Source organism: Rhodothermus bifroesti, assembly GCF_017908595.1.
Taxonomy (GTDB): domain Bacteria; phylum Bacteroidota; class Rhodothermia; order Rhodothermales; family Rhodothermaceae; genus Rhodothermus; species Rhodothermus bifroesti.
Genome location: NZ_JAGKTL010000001.1, coordinates 482459 through 497677, shown reverse-complemented (window position 1 = coordinate 497677; position 15219 = coordinate 482459). Strand labels below are relative to the sequence as shown.

Below are 15219 nucleotides of genomic sequence, written 5' to 3'. Positions count from 1 at the left end.
CTTAGCTGTGAAACAATGCAGCTTCACGTGCTTCAGCATGTTGCCTTCGAAGGGCCAGCGCAGATTGCTCCTTGGGCACAGCAGCGCGGCTATAGCCTTGCGTTTACGCGTTTTTTTGCCGGGGATGTCTTGCCCGCTCCCGATACTGTCGACGGGGTGATTGTCATGGGGGGACCTATGGGGGTCTACGATGAAGACCGCTACAGCTGGCTTCGTGCAGAAAAAGCATTTTTACGTGCTGTGCTTGAGGCTGGTAAACCCGTGCTCGGGATATGCCTAGGAGCACAGCTGTTGGCTGAGGTGTTGGGTGGGCGCGTTTATCCCGGCCCGCAGCCCGAAATCGGCTGGTTTCCCGTATGGCGTACGCCGCAAGGTCGCTCCTGTCCGTTTCTGGTTGATCTTCCGGATCAGCTAATGGTTTTTCATTGGCACGGGGACACGTTCGACCTACCGCCAGGGGCAGTGCATCTTATGGAAAGTGCAGCTTATGCCCACCAGGCTTTTCTCTGGAACGATCAGGCCTTAGGTTTACAATTTCACTTGGAAATGACGCCTGAGAGCGTGGCCGCACTGGTCCAGGCTGGGGGAGCCGAGCTCGATGCTGCCCGGCAGCGTTCGGCCTACGTGCAGCCTGCAGAGACCCTTCTGGCCCAGCCCCTTGAGGCCTATAAGCCTTTGCATGCCGTTTTGGAGCAGCTTTTGGATCGCCTTTTTCGTACTTAATAAACAACGCGTACGCTACGGCTGCCGCGGCCGCGGGTGTCGAATGTGCGCAGCCGCACTTCGCCGTGGCCTTCGAGCCGAACGGGCGTGGTGTAGCGGGGTGAGGCTGGTGTGGGCTCGCTGCCGTCGAGCGTGTAGTGGATGGCTAGGCCAGGTAGGGCCACATTGGCTTTTAGATAGCCGTTTTCGACCACAGCTCCTGGCGGAGGTAGGCGGTAGGAGGCGTCAGGATACACCACATCTAGGCGGGGCAGCTCGCGCTGGCCTAGGCGATTAGCAAATTCATTCCATGCTTTCTCGAAAGCCTGACGGCGGGCGTCGGAGTCCTGAATTTGGCTCCATTCGGGTTGCCGGGCCCAGGCCCGTTCGGCCAGTGCGAGCAGGCGTGGTAGGGCCATGTAGAAGACGCGGTCAGGCGTGCGCAGCGTTTCCCCCCAGAGCTGTCCTTGAATGCCGACAATGTGGCGCTGGCCTTCTGGCGTCAGCCGTTCATGGTGCGCAAATCTTTCCGGCGGCAGCGGCCGGCCCAGCCAGTCATAGAGGGGGCCTAGAAACAGCTCGAAAGGTTCCAAGCGATAGGGTGTATCGTTGTCCACAAATCCTGCCCAGTAGAGCCCCGCTTCCTCGGGGTGTTTGGTGTAGGCCAAGTCAAAGTATAGGTTTGAGGCCAGAGAAAGCACCACGTCATAGCCGGCATTGGCCAGCCGATAGGCATGATCTTCGGCGCCACTACCCCAAATGTTGTTCCAGGCATAAACCAGAAAGCCTTCGTTGCGGAAGCGTGGATTAGGGCGATGGACGCGCCGATGGTTTTCTTCGGTACTAACAAGGGCGATTTCTTCCCATCCTGCTGTGCGCAAACCCCGCTGCCTCAAGATCTGATGAAACCGTTGCAGAAAATATGGCTGTAGCTCGGCCGGATCCTGGATCCCTTCGGACCGCATCAGCGCTTGGCAGGCTGGAGAGCCGCTCCAAGCGCCGTGAGGCACTTCGTCGCCACCGGTATGTACCACGCGCAGTGGGGCCCCGGCCTCGGCATACAGCCGTTGGAGCTCTGTTATCACTTTTTCTAAAAAGTGATAGGTCGAAGGCAGGCAAACGTTGATCACATTGTCGTCCCAGCCTTGTACAGAGCGGTAAGTGGACGTGTCCGCCGGATCAATCAGGCGGTAGGCAGCGGCTTCGGACTCAGAGAGTCCTTTCGCCTTTAAGCGCGCGTAGCGGGCTTCCATAGCTTTAATAGCAGCACGCGCGTGGCCGGGCATGTCGATCTCCGGAATCACCTCGATGTGCCGGGCTGTGGCATAGCGAAGGATTTCGATAAAGTCTTCACGGGTGTAGTAGCCGCTTCCGGGTAGCCGTCCGGCCTCAGGGCCTGAGCCGTAAGAAGGGATGAGGCAGTCCAACTCGGTTTCCGTGTGTCCTCGGCAACCCCCGATTTCAGTTAGCTCAGGCAGGCCATCAATCGCCAGCCGCCAGCCTTCGTCGTCGGTCAGGTGAAAATGAAACCGGTTGAGTTTGTAAAGGGCCATGACGTCGAGCAACCGGAGCACCACGTCTTTAGGCTGGAAGTTGCGGGCTACGTCCAGATGTAACCCACGGTAGCCAAAGCGGGGTGCATCGATGATCTCTACCGCAGGCAACGAGAAGGCCCCACTGGCTTGGCGATATTGGCTCGGATCGATGAGTTGCCGGAGCGTTTGGATGCCATAGAATACACCGCTTGGATCGCTGCCGGTGATCGTGACGCCGGTAGCGGGGTGAATAAGGAGGTGATAGGCTTCGCTGGAGACTTGTTGACCCGTATCCGGAAGGCGCACAGTGCCCAGCTGAAGCCGAATGCCTTTTTGAACCTCACCGCCTTCGACCAGGTGCGGGCGCGTGCCTAAAAGGGGCGTCAATGCTTGGGCTAAGAAGTCCGCTTCGCGGGCCAAAGCAGGCTCATAGGTGATGGTTGTCGCGCGATCGAGTTGGCAACTGCCCGCTTGACGGGAAAGGTGGTAGGGGGTAGGAATAACGGGAATCAAGGTTTCAGATGGAAGCAGGTGGAGGTAGGCATTTTGGTAGTAATCGAGCGCTGGGGTAGGACTAGGGCGCTGATCTGCCGGATGGCTCTGCGTTTGAAAGGCGGAGACAAAGGGTAAAATGCGCACGTCGCGTACTGGCGCGGGCGGCAACGCTTGGCCTTCGGTATCGCGAAATACAAAATAAAAGCCCGTTGGGGCATCAATGGCTTTAAGGATGGGACCCAAAGATTCAAACGTTAGCGTACGGCGCGCGCCAGCTGGAAGAGGGGTGAACGTTTCGGTAGGCTCTAGTCGGTAAAAATCACCGTTTATATGCGTAAGCCGCACCATAGGCGAGACGCTTTGGGCGTCGATGGGGCGCATAAAGTTAAAAAAGAGCGTCCAGCCTGAAGCTGGCAGTGCCACCGTGTCTTGGTTGACCAAGGTCAGCTCCCAGCGTGCGCGGCCGTTTTCTTGATTGGCCGAAAGGCCCCAATAGAGCGTTATGCGCTCGGCTGCAGGGTACTGGGCAAAGGCGGGGGCAGTAAGGAGCAAAGCCCCGTAGATAAACGACTTCAGCGGGTCCATGGCAGCGTAGGTATTTGCATTCCTTTTTTAAGGATACACCGCGCTATGCAGGAAAAACAAGCTGCAGATCGATTAGGGACCGCTCCCAACATAAAGTCAAAGGCCCGCAGCCGCGAGGCTGCGGGCCTTAAAGTACCTAACAGGTTAGGGTCGGTCCCACCAGACGGGAACGGCCATGTCACTGGGGTCTCCCCGCAAGCCTTGACGGCTAAGGGCTTCTTCATAGTTTGCCTTATTGAGCACGCCTTCGGTGACCGGATAGGGGAGGCGCCGTGGAATTTGGCCGTTGGTCACGTTGCCGGGATACGGGTTAGGATCATCCACGGGGGCAGGTTCGAGTATGGGATAGCCGCTGCGTCGCCAGTTAGCCCAAGCTTCGATGCCATCGAGAAAAGAAGCTACCCAGTACTGCTCGTTGATTTGACGCAAGGCCTCGTTGGGGTCGTTGCTGAGAGGATTTGCAGCTAGGTAAGCATTAATCGCAGCGTCCGAGATGTCGGCTCTCCCACCTGCGTCGTAGAGGGAGAGTTGTTTCATAGCAGCGCGCACGCCTTCGGCATACAGTGTTGCCGGGTTTTCACTGGTCCACCCGCGCACGGCCGCTTCGGCCCGTAGCAAGGCCGTTTGGGCATAGGTCAAGAAGAAGACCGGATCGTCGAAATCGGTTAGCAAGGGATTAACCCGTGAGTAGTCGGCCAAGTCTCCGGTCCAGCTTGGATGGTTCTGGATTGTGGTGGCATTGTAGCCACTGGGCATGCCTTTTTGGAGCGCGTGTTGATCAAGATCACGCCGTTGCGGGCGCGCGTTCCATAGAGGGCTGCGGCTGCTGCACCCTTAAGTACCGAGATGCTTTCCACGTCGTTTGGGTTCAGGCTTGAAATTCCGTCCCCGCCATCGAAGCCGCCCCACATTCCGGCCGAGCCGATCGTAGTATTGTCGATAGGGACACCATCGACCACAATGAGCGGCTGGTTGTCGCCGGTGAGCGACGAAACGCCGCGAATCACAATCCTTGTTGAAGCCCCTGTGCCTCCTGCGGTTGGGCTGATCTCTAGGCCCGCCACTTTGCCTTGCAGCAGGTTACCGAAGTTCGTTTCGGTGCCCGCAACGAGATCTCGGGCATTGACCTGGCTTACCGCATAGCCGACAGCGCGGCTTTGGTGCTCAATCCCTAGTGCTGTTACGACCACTTCTCCCAAAACGGCCACTGAAGGCCGCAGCAAAACTTCTACATAGGTACGGCCGTTTAGTGAAAGCTCTAGCGTCTCAAAGCCTACAAACGAGAACCGTAACGTAGCCTGAGCAGAGCTGACCGTGAGTGCAAAGTTGCCGTCGGCGTCGGTCGTGGTCCCGGTCATTGTGCCCACTTCCACAATGTTGACCCCAGGGAGCGGACTGTCATCATCTGCAGAGCGGACAATACCGCGCACGGCTACCTGTGCCTGTGCAGAGGTGGCTCCGAAAAGCAGCATGCCTAGGCATAACCACCTTTTGTAGTTCTTAGGGTAGCGGTGTTGCATGGCGCTTTTTGTTTGTTTGTGAACTTGTGCACAATTTTCATGATAGCGGAACCCTTGTGGGGGAACAAGATGGGGTGATAATTAGGGATCGATTCCAAGAGGCAGGAGCGTATTTTTGGGATCGTTCCCATCTTGCCTCAAATAGGAGGCTACCTGTTTCTTCAGGACAATGGATGAAATCAAGTGGGGGGGAGGACGGATGGGGTAAAAAACGAAGGGGTTAACCTTTAAAAAGTTGGTCGTTTGTGGATACGCAACAGCTATTTATCGGCTTGGATGTCGGCGGTTCGTCCACAGAGCTGCTGGCTGAATCAGATTTAACGCAGACGCGCGTCCATCTTTATGGCCCGGGGGCGAATTTGCAGCGGGTAGGTTTTGAGCAGACGGTTGCAGTCCTTCAGGAGCTGATTGAGCAAGCGCTGCGTCACTATGTAGGTGCTATAGGTCTTTTTATTTGTGCTGGGATTGCTGGGGCTGGGCGCAAAAAAGATCAGGAGCTGGTTGCTCGGCGACTACAGCAGGTGCTCTCCGATGGTGGCCGGAGTGTCCAGGTTCGCGTTGTGCACGACGCGGAGATCGCCCTGGAGGCCGCTTTTGAGGGCGAAAGTGGCGTGGTGATTATTGCGGGTACTGGTTCAGTGCTTTTGGGTCGCTCGCTTAGCGGTCAGATTGAGGTGGTCGGAGGCTGGGGTTATTTGCTCGGTGATGAAGGAAGTGGGTTTGCGCTTGGCCGGGCTGGGTTGCAGGCCGTAGCCCACGCCTTAGATGGGGGGCCGGCTACGCGGTTGCGTGAGCTGCTAGCCGAACGCTTTGGGCTTAGCGAGCGTGACGCGATTATTCACCATGTTTACCAAGATCGCTGGCCGGTGCAGGAGTTTGCCCCCGTGGTGCTTGAGGCTGCTCGGGCAGGGGATGCCGTAGCTTTGCGCATTGTGGAAGAACAAGTGGCCCAACTGGTGGCCCAAGTAGATTGGCTGCTCTGGAAGCTTGAAGCAGTCAGGCCGTGCATTGCGTTGGCAGGGGGGCTAACCAGAGAGCCGTTTTACGTTGAGTGCCTGTGTCGAAAGCTGCAAAGCGTTTTGCCGGATTGGTCTGTCGAAGTCGAGCAGCGGCGGCCTGTTGAAGGTGCGTTGCTGTTGGCTCGGCGCATGCTGGCAGAAGCATCTGCTAAAGTCTGAATGCTTTGCGTTGGGCATGTGGAGGGGTGCAAGTCTCTGGAGCCGTGGCCGGCCGCGTGATCGTCGGCGTGGGTGAAGCCGCAGCCGGAGGAAGCTCCAAAACCAGCCCGCTTAGCAGCCGGCCAAGCTCCAGAACTTAAGGCATCTCATAGGTGGTAACGAAAGCCTCTGCGGCATAGAATTCAGGAAGGCCGAGGCGGTTAAGGGTTTCGGCCGTGCCGCGGTTGCGGTCTCGGGCACGCTGCCAAAACTCCCTGTCGTCGTAGGCTCCTGGAAACATCGCACGGTCCTTTTGGCTTTCGTGCTTGAAGATGGCCTCGATTTTGCGGTCCAGGTCCGCTTTCGACAGGGGTAGAAAGACATCGGCCTGGTGGACTTCCCATTCCTGCCAGGCGCCACGGTAAAGCCACACCAAGGGCCATTCCTCGCGGGGATGCCTTTGGTGGTAGCGTTCAAGCGCCTGTCCGATGGCTGTGTAGCACATCCGGTGGGTGCCATGCGGATCCGACAGATCTCCTGCCACAAAAAGATGCTGCGGTCGAAGCTCTTCGAGCAGTTCGAGTACAATCCGGATGTCAGCCTCGCCAATAGGGTCTTTGCGCACCGTTCCCGTTTTGTAGAACGGCATATCCAAAAAGCGCGCATGCTTGGCCGAAAGCCCCATAACCTCAATAGCAGCTACCGCTTCAGCATAGCGAATGTGGGCTTTGAGTTTTTGGATTACCTCCAGGTCCACTTGCCCCGGCTGCTTACGAGCCAAAAAGTCCAAAATTTCTTGCTGGCTTTTTCGGAAGCGGGCCAGTGCTTCCCCTTCGAGGCCGAGGATCTCATGACTGAGCTCGACGAAGCGCAGGTAGCGCCGCACGTCGGCATCAAAAACGGCTACCGAGCCGTTGGTCATGTAGGCTACCGTGACCTGATTTTCATTGGCCACCAGCTTGTCGAGCATGCCGCCCATGGAGATAACGTCGTCGTCGGGATGGGGGCTGAAGACGATGACGCGCTGGTGCTTAAAAAGCTGGTGCGGATAGATGATGCGTTGGCGCAAGTCCTCGAAAATTTCCAAGCACAATGCATCGACGCTAGGATAAGCATGCACCAGGCTGTGCAGGTGATGCTGATAAAAGTCGGCTGCCTCTAGCTTTAAAATAGCTTTCCCGAGCTTTTCCGAAAGCCAGATGACCGCCCGCTTGGCCATCTGCCGGTCCCAGACTACTTCGCCTACAAGCCAAGGGGTTTTTTCACGGGTGAGTTCACCTGCTGCGGCACGATCCAGGTAAACCGTAGCGTTAGGATGGGTCTGGAGAAAACTGGCGGGGACCTGACGGTTGGGGGGCTCTTCGACCGCTTGGCGCACAATAGGCGCTTTATGTTCGCCGGTGGCCATCAAGATAATTTCGCGGGCATCCAGGATGGTCCCAATCCCCATGGTGATGGCTTGGCGAGGCACGTTTTCTTCGCCAAAAAAGTCACTGGCCGCATCTTTGCGCGTGATTTCATCCAGGACGACCAGTCGCGTGCGCGTTTCTGGACCAGAGCCTGGTTCATTAAAGCCAATATGGCCACTGCGGCCAATCCCTAGAAGTACTAGGTCTAGTCCCCCGGCTTTACGGATTTCCTCTTCGTAAGCTTGGCAATAAGCCTCGATTTCTTCTGGTAGAAGGTCACCGCGGGGAATGTGGATGTTTTCGGGGGGAATATTGAGGTGATCAAATAAATTTTCCCGCATGAACCGGTGATAGCTTTGCAGGCTTTCTGGATGCATAGGGTAGTATTCATCCAGATTGAAGGTGACCACGTTCGAAAAGTCGAGCCCTTCTTCGCGGTGCATGCGGATAAGCTCTTGGTAAACCCCAATGGGGGTCGAGCCCGTAGGCAGTCCTAGGACAGCCTTTCGCCCTTCTGCACGTCGCTGTTGGATCAGGTTGGCTATGTGTTCTGCTATAGCCCGGGCCATCTGGGCAGGATTGTCGAAAATGCGAACGGGTACACGCTCCCGCTGGGTTTCGGTACGTGTCGGAGGGACAAATGTAGCTGTTGGCGTTGCATTTACGTACGGCATGGTCAACGGCCCTTCGGTTTCCACTTAAACGCACATGATCTAAGCGATAGCCCTACGATGCAAGGGGGATTGCATTTGGGTAGCGGTTCCAAAATGCGCGTTTCACCCAAACATGGGCTTGAGGCTGAGTTTTGCTATGCCTATACTTTGGTAACGATTCACTTTGCAGAGAAGCTATGCCTCAAGTGTTGCAGCGCGCTTCCGAATACGATGTATGCATTATTGGGTCGGGCGCTGGTGGGGGGATGGCTGCCTATGTACTTACGCAGGCGGGGGCCAATGTCGTGATGCTCGAAGCCGGTCCGATGTGGGATGTAGCCCGTGATGGGGCGATGTTTACCTGGAACTATGCCTCGCCCCGGCGTGGGGCGTCAACCACGGAGCGGCCCTTTGGCGAATTTGACGCCTGCTATGGGGGATGGGAGATCCCCGGCGAGCCGTACCTGAAGGACGAAGGGACCGACTGGATGTGGTTTCGGGCCCGTATGCTGGGTGGGCGGACTAACCACTGGGGACGCATTTCACTGCGTTTTGGACCAGACGATTTTAAGGGCAAAAGTCGTGATGGCTATGGCGACGACTGGCCAATCAGCTACGAAGATCTGGCGCCCTACTATGACAAGGTCGATCGGCTTATTGGGGTGTTTGGTTCAAGGGATAATTTTTATAACGAACCAGACGGAATCTTTTTGCCGCCGCCTAAGCCGCGTTGTTATGAGCTGCTGGTAGCGCGGGCTTGTGAAAAGCTGGGCATACCGGTTTTGGCTTCGCGCCTGTCGATCCTAACGCGGCCGCTTAATGGCCGTGCTGCCTGTCACTACTGCGGCCAATGCAACCGAGGCTGCACAGTTCGGGCGAACTTTGCTTCCACCTATGTGCTGCTCCCTCCAGCACTAGATACGGGCCGGTTGACAATCATCCCGAACGCCATGGCGCGAGAAATCTTGGTCGACGAGAACTTGCGGGCACGGGGGGTTTCCTACATCGATAAGGAGACACTCCAAGAGCGGCAGGTACGGGCACGCATTGTGGTGTTGGGCGCCAGTGCTTGTGAGACCGCCCGATTGCTACTCAACTCGAAGGGACCGCGCTACGAAAACGGCCTAGCCAATGGAAGTGGATTGGTGGGACGCTACCTGATGGATTCGACAGGCACTAGCGTAGCCGGCTTTATCCCGGCCCTAGTGAATACCCCACCCCACAACGAAGATGGCGTGGGCGGCATGCACATTTACATTCCATGGTGGGCCTACAACCAGCGGCTAGATTTCCCTAGGGGGTATCATCTAGAGGTTTGGGGTGGTCGCCGCATGCCGGCTTATGGCTTTGGGGCAGGGATTCACCGGCTCAATGGTCGGCTGCCAGGCGCAGATGGCCAACCACGGCCTAAGGGCGGTGGGGGATATGGGCTGCAGCTCAAGGAAGATTACCGAAAGCTTTACGGAGCCGTTGTAGGCTTTGCAGGACGCGGCGAAATGATCGCCCGCTATGAAAACTACTGTACGGTGGATCCAAATGTGGTCGACCGCTATGGCATTCCCGTGCTGCGCTTTCACGTGCAATGGAGTGAGGAGGAGCTACGCCAGGTGCGGCACATGCAAGAAACCGCTCGGGAAATCATTCGGGCTATGGGAGGAGAACCGCTGGACGAGATGCCCGGACCAGAGCGCGGCTATGGCATTACCAAGCCGGGCGAGATTATCCACGAAGCAGGCACCACACGCATGGGCAAGGATCCCAAAACGTCGGTGCTCAATCCGCAGTGCCAAGCGCACGAGGTACCAAACCTTTTCGTCGTAGATGCGGCACCGTTTGTTTCGATGCCGCACAAAAATCCAACCTGGACGATTCTGGCGCTGGCTTGGCGCACAGCGGAGTACATTATCGAGCAGCGTAAACAAGGAAACCTATGAGTAGCGAGCTCAGCCGGCGTGATGCGCTTAAGCTGCTGGCGCTGATGGCCGCAGCACCCACGTTTAGCTTTGGCTGTCGCCCGGAAGAAATCCATCAAGCCCACCAGCGGCAAGGCCAGACCCAGCCAAGCCCAGACCGTAAACCGCAGTTTTTTACAGAGCATGAGTACCGAACGATTACGGTCTTGGCTGACTGGATTATTCCAGCCGACGAGCGTTCAGGCAGTGCCAGCGACGCCGGTGTGCCGGCCTTTATCGACTACATCATGACGGATCCGCTTATTCCAGGCCTGGAGCGGCGCCAGACAGCCATCCGAGGAGGCTTAGCCTGGCTTGATTACCATTGCCTCAAACGCTATGGCGAACCCTTTGTGGCCTGTACCCCAAGCCAGCAGCAAGAAATGCTGGAGCAGATTGCCTATCCCGAGGTTGCGCCGCCTGAGATGCAGCCAGGCGTAGCCTTCTTTAACAGTTTGCGCGACCTGGTTGCCTCGGGTTTTTGGACCAGCCAGATGGGGATGGAAGACTTAGGTTACAAGGGCAACACTGCCGTTCCAGAATGGACGGGATGTCCGGAAGAAGTGCTGGCCCACTTGAAGCTTGGCTAACGTGTTTGGGTAATAGCCCAAGGAGGGTGCTGCTATGGAAAAGCTAACCATCGACCAAGTAGCCAGTTTGGCCTGCGTTTCACGTTCGGTGGTCTCGCGCGTGCTGAACAACCATCCCAACGTGAGTGAAGAGGCAAAGCGGCGCGTTTTGGAAGTGATCCGGAAGTACAATTACCATCCCAGTTCGGTGGCCCGCAGTCTGGCACGGCAGCGCACCTATGAAATTTGCATTCTCACACCGCGCCGCAGCGATGAAGCTTTGGCCAACGGGTTTTGGACGCTGCTGCACCTAGGCATTTTCGAGCAGTGCATCCGGCGCGGCTATTTTGTGTCTTTGTCGATGCTTTCTGCAGATGCCGAGGAAGCCCTGGCCTCGCGTATTCTTTACGAGCATCGGTTTGATGGCTATGTGCTGCTAACGCAAGAGGTGGCTAGTTGTGTGCTCGAGTCGCTTAGCGCTCGGGAGGTGCCCGTGGTGCTGGTAGGGCACGACCCGGCACACCCGCACGTGCACTCTGTCGATGTAGACAACTTTGCTGGAGCCTATCGGGCTGTGCGGCATTTGTGCCGCTTAGGCCACCGCCGCATTGCGCTCATGCTGGGTAATGCGGCCTTGCAAGAGTCGCGAGACCGCCGGGCAGGTTACCTGCAGGCCCTGAGGGATGCTAGGGCTGAGTTGGATGAGCGGTTAATTGAAGAGGGAGATTACTCTCAGCATGCGGGCTATGCACTTATGAAACGTTGGCTGGCGCGAGGGCCAGATTTTTCCGCGGTCTTTTGTACCAGCGATACGATGGCTATTGGGGCGCTGCTGGCGCTCTACGAAGCAGGCCTGCGGGTGCCTAGCGAGATGGCGGTAGTTGGCTTTGATGATTTGCCGGTGGCCCAATACACCTGTCCCCCGCTCACCACAGTACACCAGCCGATCTACGAAAAAGGCCAGTGGGCAGCCAATATTTTGATCGACCAAATCGAGGGGCGCAGTGGACCTGCGGTGCAGGTCAATCTGCAGGCCGAACTGGTGGTGCGCTCAAGCTGTGGTGCTTTGGCCTGAGCCTTACGCTGCTTGTATCGCTGCTGGCTTGTCGCAAGCCTGCAGATCAGGATGTGGTGCAGCAACTGACAGCGCAGCTTGCGCAGGCTTATCGTGCAGGAAACCGAGCGCAGGTGCTGCTGCTGGCCGATAGTTTATGCCAAATCGCCCCAGAAAGGCCTGAAGGCTACGTATGGAAGGCAGCGCTGCTGCGTGAACTGGGACAGCTCAGCCAAGCTGAAGCTCTGCTTTATGAAGCGTTGGCGCGGGCCCCAGCGCACCCTGAAGCCCGCTTGCTGCTGGCCCGCGTAGTGGAGCAACAAGGGCATTTGCGCAAAGCGGTGTCTCTTTACAATCAGGCACTGCGCCAGGCCGAAGGATTGCTTCGTGCGGCCGCTTGGCTTGGACTTGGGCATCTCTACCAAGCACTTGGGCAGGCAGATAGTGCAGCTGTAGCTTTTTTGGAAGCCCTGCGTCTTGACAGTACGCTGGCTGAAGCATGGGATGGGCTGCGCCAGCTTTACGAAACCGAAGGCCGCTACCCTGAAGCGCTCCAAGCAGCGCGCAAAGCGCTTCGATGGGCCCCGGAAAAGGTAGACTACCAGCTGGCCCTGGGAATGCTGCTGGCACGCACCGGCCAAACTGCTGAAGCTGTAGCAATGTTGCGCGCCGTAGTGGCAGCGCGTCCCTGGCAGCTTGCCGCGCACTATCAGCTTGGGCGCCTGCTTAACGCGCTAGGAGACGCAGCGGAGGGTCAGTATCATTTACAACAAGCAGAGGCCATTCGCTGTCTCGCGCCACTGCTCACGCAGGCCGAGCTTGAAGTTGCACGGCATGCCGAGGCGCTGAGCCTGCTTAAGCTAGCCCGGCGTCTTTTGGCCCAAGGCTATGCAGCAGAGACCCGCCAGGCCGTCGAAGCAGCCTACGCACTGCAGCCCCAAAGCTCCGCTTTGGCAAACCTTGCAGGAAGGCTTGTGGGTATGCCTTTAGAGAAGCGTCCCCGTTAGCATCAGCCGCGCTACCTCGAAATAGATAATGATGCCCGTGACATCCACAAGGGTGGCCACAAAGGGCGCCGAAGAGACGGCAGGGTCAAACCCGAGGCGTCGCAATACAAAGGGAAGCATAGAGCCGATAAGCGTTCCCCAAAGTACCACACCAATGAGCGCCAGAAAGACCGTGAATCCAATAAGATACCAATGTGGGCCATAGTCGTAAAAACCGACCAGCTGCCAGAGGGACACCCGCAGGAAGCCTATGGTCCCTAGAATTGCTCCAAGACCTAATCCCGAAAAGATTTCGCGACGCATAACGCGCCACCAGTCGCGCAGCGTCACTTCACCGATGGCCATGGCCCGAATGATGAGCGTAGCTGCCTGAGAACCACTGTTCCCTCCACTGGCAATGATAAGGGGTACAAAAAGGGCAAGGACTACTGCCCGGGCAATTTCGTCTTCAAAGCGGCCCATGGCAGTGGCCGTGAACATTTCGCTCAAAAAGAGAAAAACCAGCCAGCGCGCCCGCTTTTTAAGCAGCGTGCCCATGGAGGCCGAAAGATAGGGCTCTTCGAGCGCTTCCATACCACCGAGTTTTTGAATGTCTTCGGTGGCTTCTTCTTCGGCCACGTCGAGCACATCGTCGATGGTGACAATGCCCAGGAGCACGCCTTCTGAGTCAGTTACGGGCAGCGCTACGCGGTCATAATCGCGGAAGACTTGAACGGCCATTTCTTGATCATCTGTGGCTTTAAGGGCCACAAAGCGGCCGTCCATAAGCTCCTCGATCTTGGTATTGGGCTCAGCCAGCAGGAGCTCACGAATACGCAGGTCGTCGAGCAGACGCCAGTTGTCGTCGACCACATAGATGACGTTCAGCGTTTCGCTGTCTTTTCCGTAGCGTCGGATATGGTCGAGGGCCTGTTGGACGGTCCAGTGTGGTCGGACGGCCACGTATTCGGTGGTCATCAACCGTCCAACGCTCTCCTCTGGATAGCCCAGCAGCTTGGTGGCTACCGCACGCTCTTCAGGCGAAAGCATGTTGAGCAGTCGCTGGGCTACGGGACCGGGAAGCTCTTCCAGCAGGGCCGTTCGGTCGTCGTCGGAAAGTTCATTAAGCAGCTCGGCCAGCCGCTCTTTCTCCCGGGCAAGGGCTTCGACAAGCTCTTCTTGCTTTTCAGTGCTTAGGTACTCGAAAACGTCTGTAGCCACGTCGCGTGGCAGTAGACGAAAGACAGCTACGTCGTCTGGCGAAGGAAGATGGTCAATCAGACTCGCAATTTCGGGGGGTTCCCAGTCGACAAGCACATCGCGCAAAGCGCGCAAGTTGCGCGTTTGAATCAGTTCCTGCACTTCTGGTTTGAGCAACTGGGCCAGCATCATAGGCTCAAGGGACGCGTTGCGCGTAAAAGCTTAAAAAAATAAATCGCATTGGGAGAGTTTCCAAGAGGGATATTGCAAGAAACCGGTTTGTTACCCTAAAGGGATAAGCTGTACATATAAAATGTGGTGTTCGGGAGCCCAAGATTCGGGTTTATAGAGAATTCCTCTTCCCGTGAAAAGATCGGTGACGTAACCCCTGTGCGAGCGTGGCGCAGCGGAGTTAGGCTCTGGCTGTTATAGGAGAAAACTATGAAGCGTTGGTGCAGGAATGGAGCAGCGCTGCAGATAAGAGATGAGGACGTACGGCTTCTTGCAGGACGCTGACGTAAGCATCCAGCAAAGAGCGCTTCAGGTGCGTGCGCGCGTAGAGCAGATAAATCGTCCGGTGCGGTGCCGGTTCGCGAAAGGGCCGCACGCGCTGCTGCGCTTCAGCGGGTAGGTAGCGGGTCGCTAGCAGTGGAAGCAGCGTCAGTCCACCTAGCTCGTCAACCAGTAGGCGAAGCGTCTCCAGATTGCCACTTTCGAAGCGAAACTGGGGTGTTGGACTAACCTCCGGAGGTCGGCCACATAGCTGCAGGACTTGATCGCGAAAACAATGCCCCTCGCGCAGCAACCAAAGCTCTTCTACGCGAAGCTGGTAGGGGTCTAGGTAGGTTTCTCGAAGCAGGGGATGTCCAGGGCAGAGATAGACCACAAATGGCTCGTGAAACAGGGCACGTCGGCGTAGGCTCGGTCGGTCTACTTCGGTAGCTACCAGTCCTGCATCCAGTTGATCCGTCAAAAGCGCCTCCAGGATCTGTTCTGGAGTTAGCTCTTCGAGGTGTACGGTCAGTTCTGGATAGCGCGCTTGTACAAGAGGGGCAACAAGCGGCAACAGGTAAGGCGAAAGCGTGGAGATAATGCCCAGCCTAAGTTCTCCGCGAAGGGTGCCTTGGTCTTCTTGCAGCAGCTCGTAAAGGCGTTCGCATTCCCGCAAGATGACCCGGGCTTGCGCCAAAATGCGTTCGCCTGCTGGTGTAGGTAAGATGGGCTTACGGCTCCGATCAAAAAGCTGCACGCCTAGTTCTTCTTCCAGCTTTTGGAGCTGCATGCTGAGCGTCGGTTGCGATACGTGGCAGTGCTCAGCTGCCCGGCCAAAATGCCGGTACGTGTCGACAGCAACCGCGTAGGCCAGTTGCGTGAGCGTCATAGGTGCACGTTCATTCAAAGG

At 57.0% G+C, this 15219-nt stretch carries 12 protein-coding genes; 6 read left to right on the top strand and 6 right to left on the bottom strand.

The features are described from left to right. Window positions 1–15 precede the first annotated feature (15 nt). The gene (locus J8E65_RS02010; protein ID WP_210373714.1) at window positions 16–723 is read left to right on the top strand and encodes a type 1 glutamine amidotransferase; all 708 of its coding nucleotides are present in this window, start codon (window positions 16–18) and stop codon (window positions 721–723) included. Here the strand turns inward: J8E65_RS02010 and J8E65_RS02005 are convergent. The 3 genes from J8E65_RS02005 to J8E65_RS01995 all read right to left on the bottom strand — a co-directional run bounded on the left by J8E65_RS02005 (window position 720) and on the right by J8E65_RS01995 (window position 4789). Then, window positions 720–3317 (bottom strand): family 20 glycosylhydrolase, encoded by a 2598-nt coding sequence (locus J8E65_RS02005; RefSeq protein ID WP_237181523.1) that lies wholly within the window; start codon window positions 3315–3317, stop codon window positions 720–722. The two genes, J8E65_RS02010 and J8E65_RS02005, sit on opposite strands and share 4 nt — an antisense overlap. Before the next feature lie 144 nt (window positions 3318–3461). After that, window positions 3462–4073 carry a SusD/RagB family nutrient-binding outer membrane lipoprotein gene (locus J8E65_RS02000; RefSeq protein ID WP_237181522.1) on the bottom strand — a complete coding sequence of 204 codons (612 nt, stop codon included), beginning with the start codon at window positions 4071–4073 and terminating at the stop codon, window positions 3462–3464. Continuing rightward, on the bottom strand, window positions 3983–4789 hold the full coding sequence (locus J8E65_RS01995) for a TonB-dependent receptor plug domain-containing protein (RefSeq protein ID WP_237181521.1): 807 nt from the start codon (window positions 4787–4789) through the stop codon (window positions 3983–3985). The genes J8E65_RS02000 and J8E65_RS01995 overlap by 91 nt, the downstream gene beginning before the upstream one ends. A gap of 293 nt (window positions 4790–5082) precedes the next feature. Here J8E65_RS01995 and J8E65_RS01990 point away from each other — a divergent pair, with 293 nt between their 5' ends. Beyond that, window positions 5083–6015: an N-acetylglucosamine kinase gene (locus tag J8E65_RS01990; RefSeq protein WP_210373713.1), complete on the top strand. Its 933-nt coding sequence runs from the start codon at window positions 5083–5085 to the stop codon at window positions 6013–6015. Between the two features lie 136 nt (window positions 6016–6151). Here J8E65_RS01990 and nagB read toward each other — a convergent pair whose 3' ends face one another. Further along, entirely contained in the window at window positions 6152–8077 is a 1926-nt protein-coding gene (gene nagB / locus J8E65_RS01985; RefSeq protein ID WP_210373712.1) for a glucosamine-6-phosphate deaminase, read from the bottom strand. A 176-nt stretch (window positions 8078–8253) separates the two neighbouring features. On the opposite strand from nagB, the gene J8E65_RS01980 reads away from it, so the two are divergent. From J8E65_RS01980 to J8E65_RS01965, 4 genes are read left to right on the top strand one after another with little or no spacing between them, the layout of a single operon-like run. Further along, on the top strand, window positions 8254–9990 hold the full coding sequence (locus tag J8E65_RS01980) for a GMC family oxidoreductase (RefSeq protein WP_210373711.1): 1737 nt from the start codon (window positions 8254–8256) through the stop codon (window positions 9988–9990). Beyond that, window positions 9987–10598 carry a gluconate 2-dehydrogenase subunit 3 family protein gene (locus J8E65_RS01975; RefSeq protein WP_210373710.1) on the top strand — a complete coding sequence of 204 codons (612 nt, stop codon included), beginning with the start codon at window positions 9987–9989 and terminating at the stop codon, window positions 10596–10598. The genes J8E65_RS01980 and J8E65_RS01975 overlap by 4 nt, the downstream gene beginning before the upstream one ends. A gap of 34 nt (window positions 10599–10632) precedes the next feature. Continuing rightward, on the top strand, window positions 10633–11652 hold the full coding sequence (locus tag J8E65_RS01970; RefSeq protein WP_210373709.1) for a LacI family DNA-binding transcriptional regulator: 1020 nt from the start codon (window positions 10633–10635) through the stop codon (window positions 11650–11652). Window positions 11653–11705: 53 nt separating this feature from the next. Further along, window positions 11706–12638, top strand: a complete 933-nt coding sequence (locus tag J8E65_RS01965) for a tetratricopeptide repeat protein (RefSeq protein WP_341481732.1) — start codon at window positions 11706–11708, stop codon at window positions 12636–12638. Here J8E65_RS01965 and mgtE read toward each other — a convergent pair. Continuing rightward, window positions 12618–14006, bottom strand: a complete 1389-nt coding sequence (gene mgtE / locus J8E65_RS01960) for a magnesium transporter (protein ID WP_210374041.1) — start codon at window positions 14004–14006, stop codon at window positions 12618–12620. The two genes, J8E65_RS01965 and mgtE, sit on opposite strands and share 21 nt — an antisense overlap. A gap of 250 nt (window positions 14007–14256) precedes the next feature. Continuing rightward, window positions 14257–15216 (bottom strand): hydrogen peroxide-inducible genes activator, encoded by a 960-nt coding sequence (locus tag J8E65_RS01955; RefSeq protein WP_237181519.1) that lies wholly within the window; start codon window positions 15214–15216, stop codon window positions 14257–14259. Window positions 15217–15219: the final 3 nt, after the last annotated feature.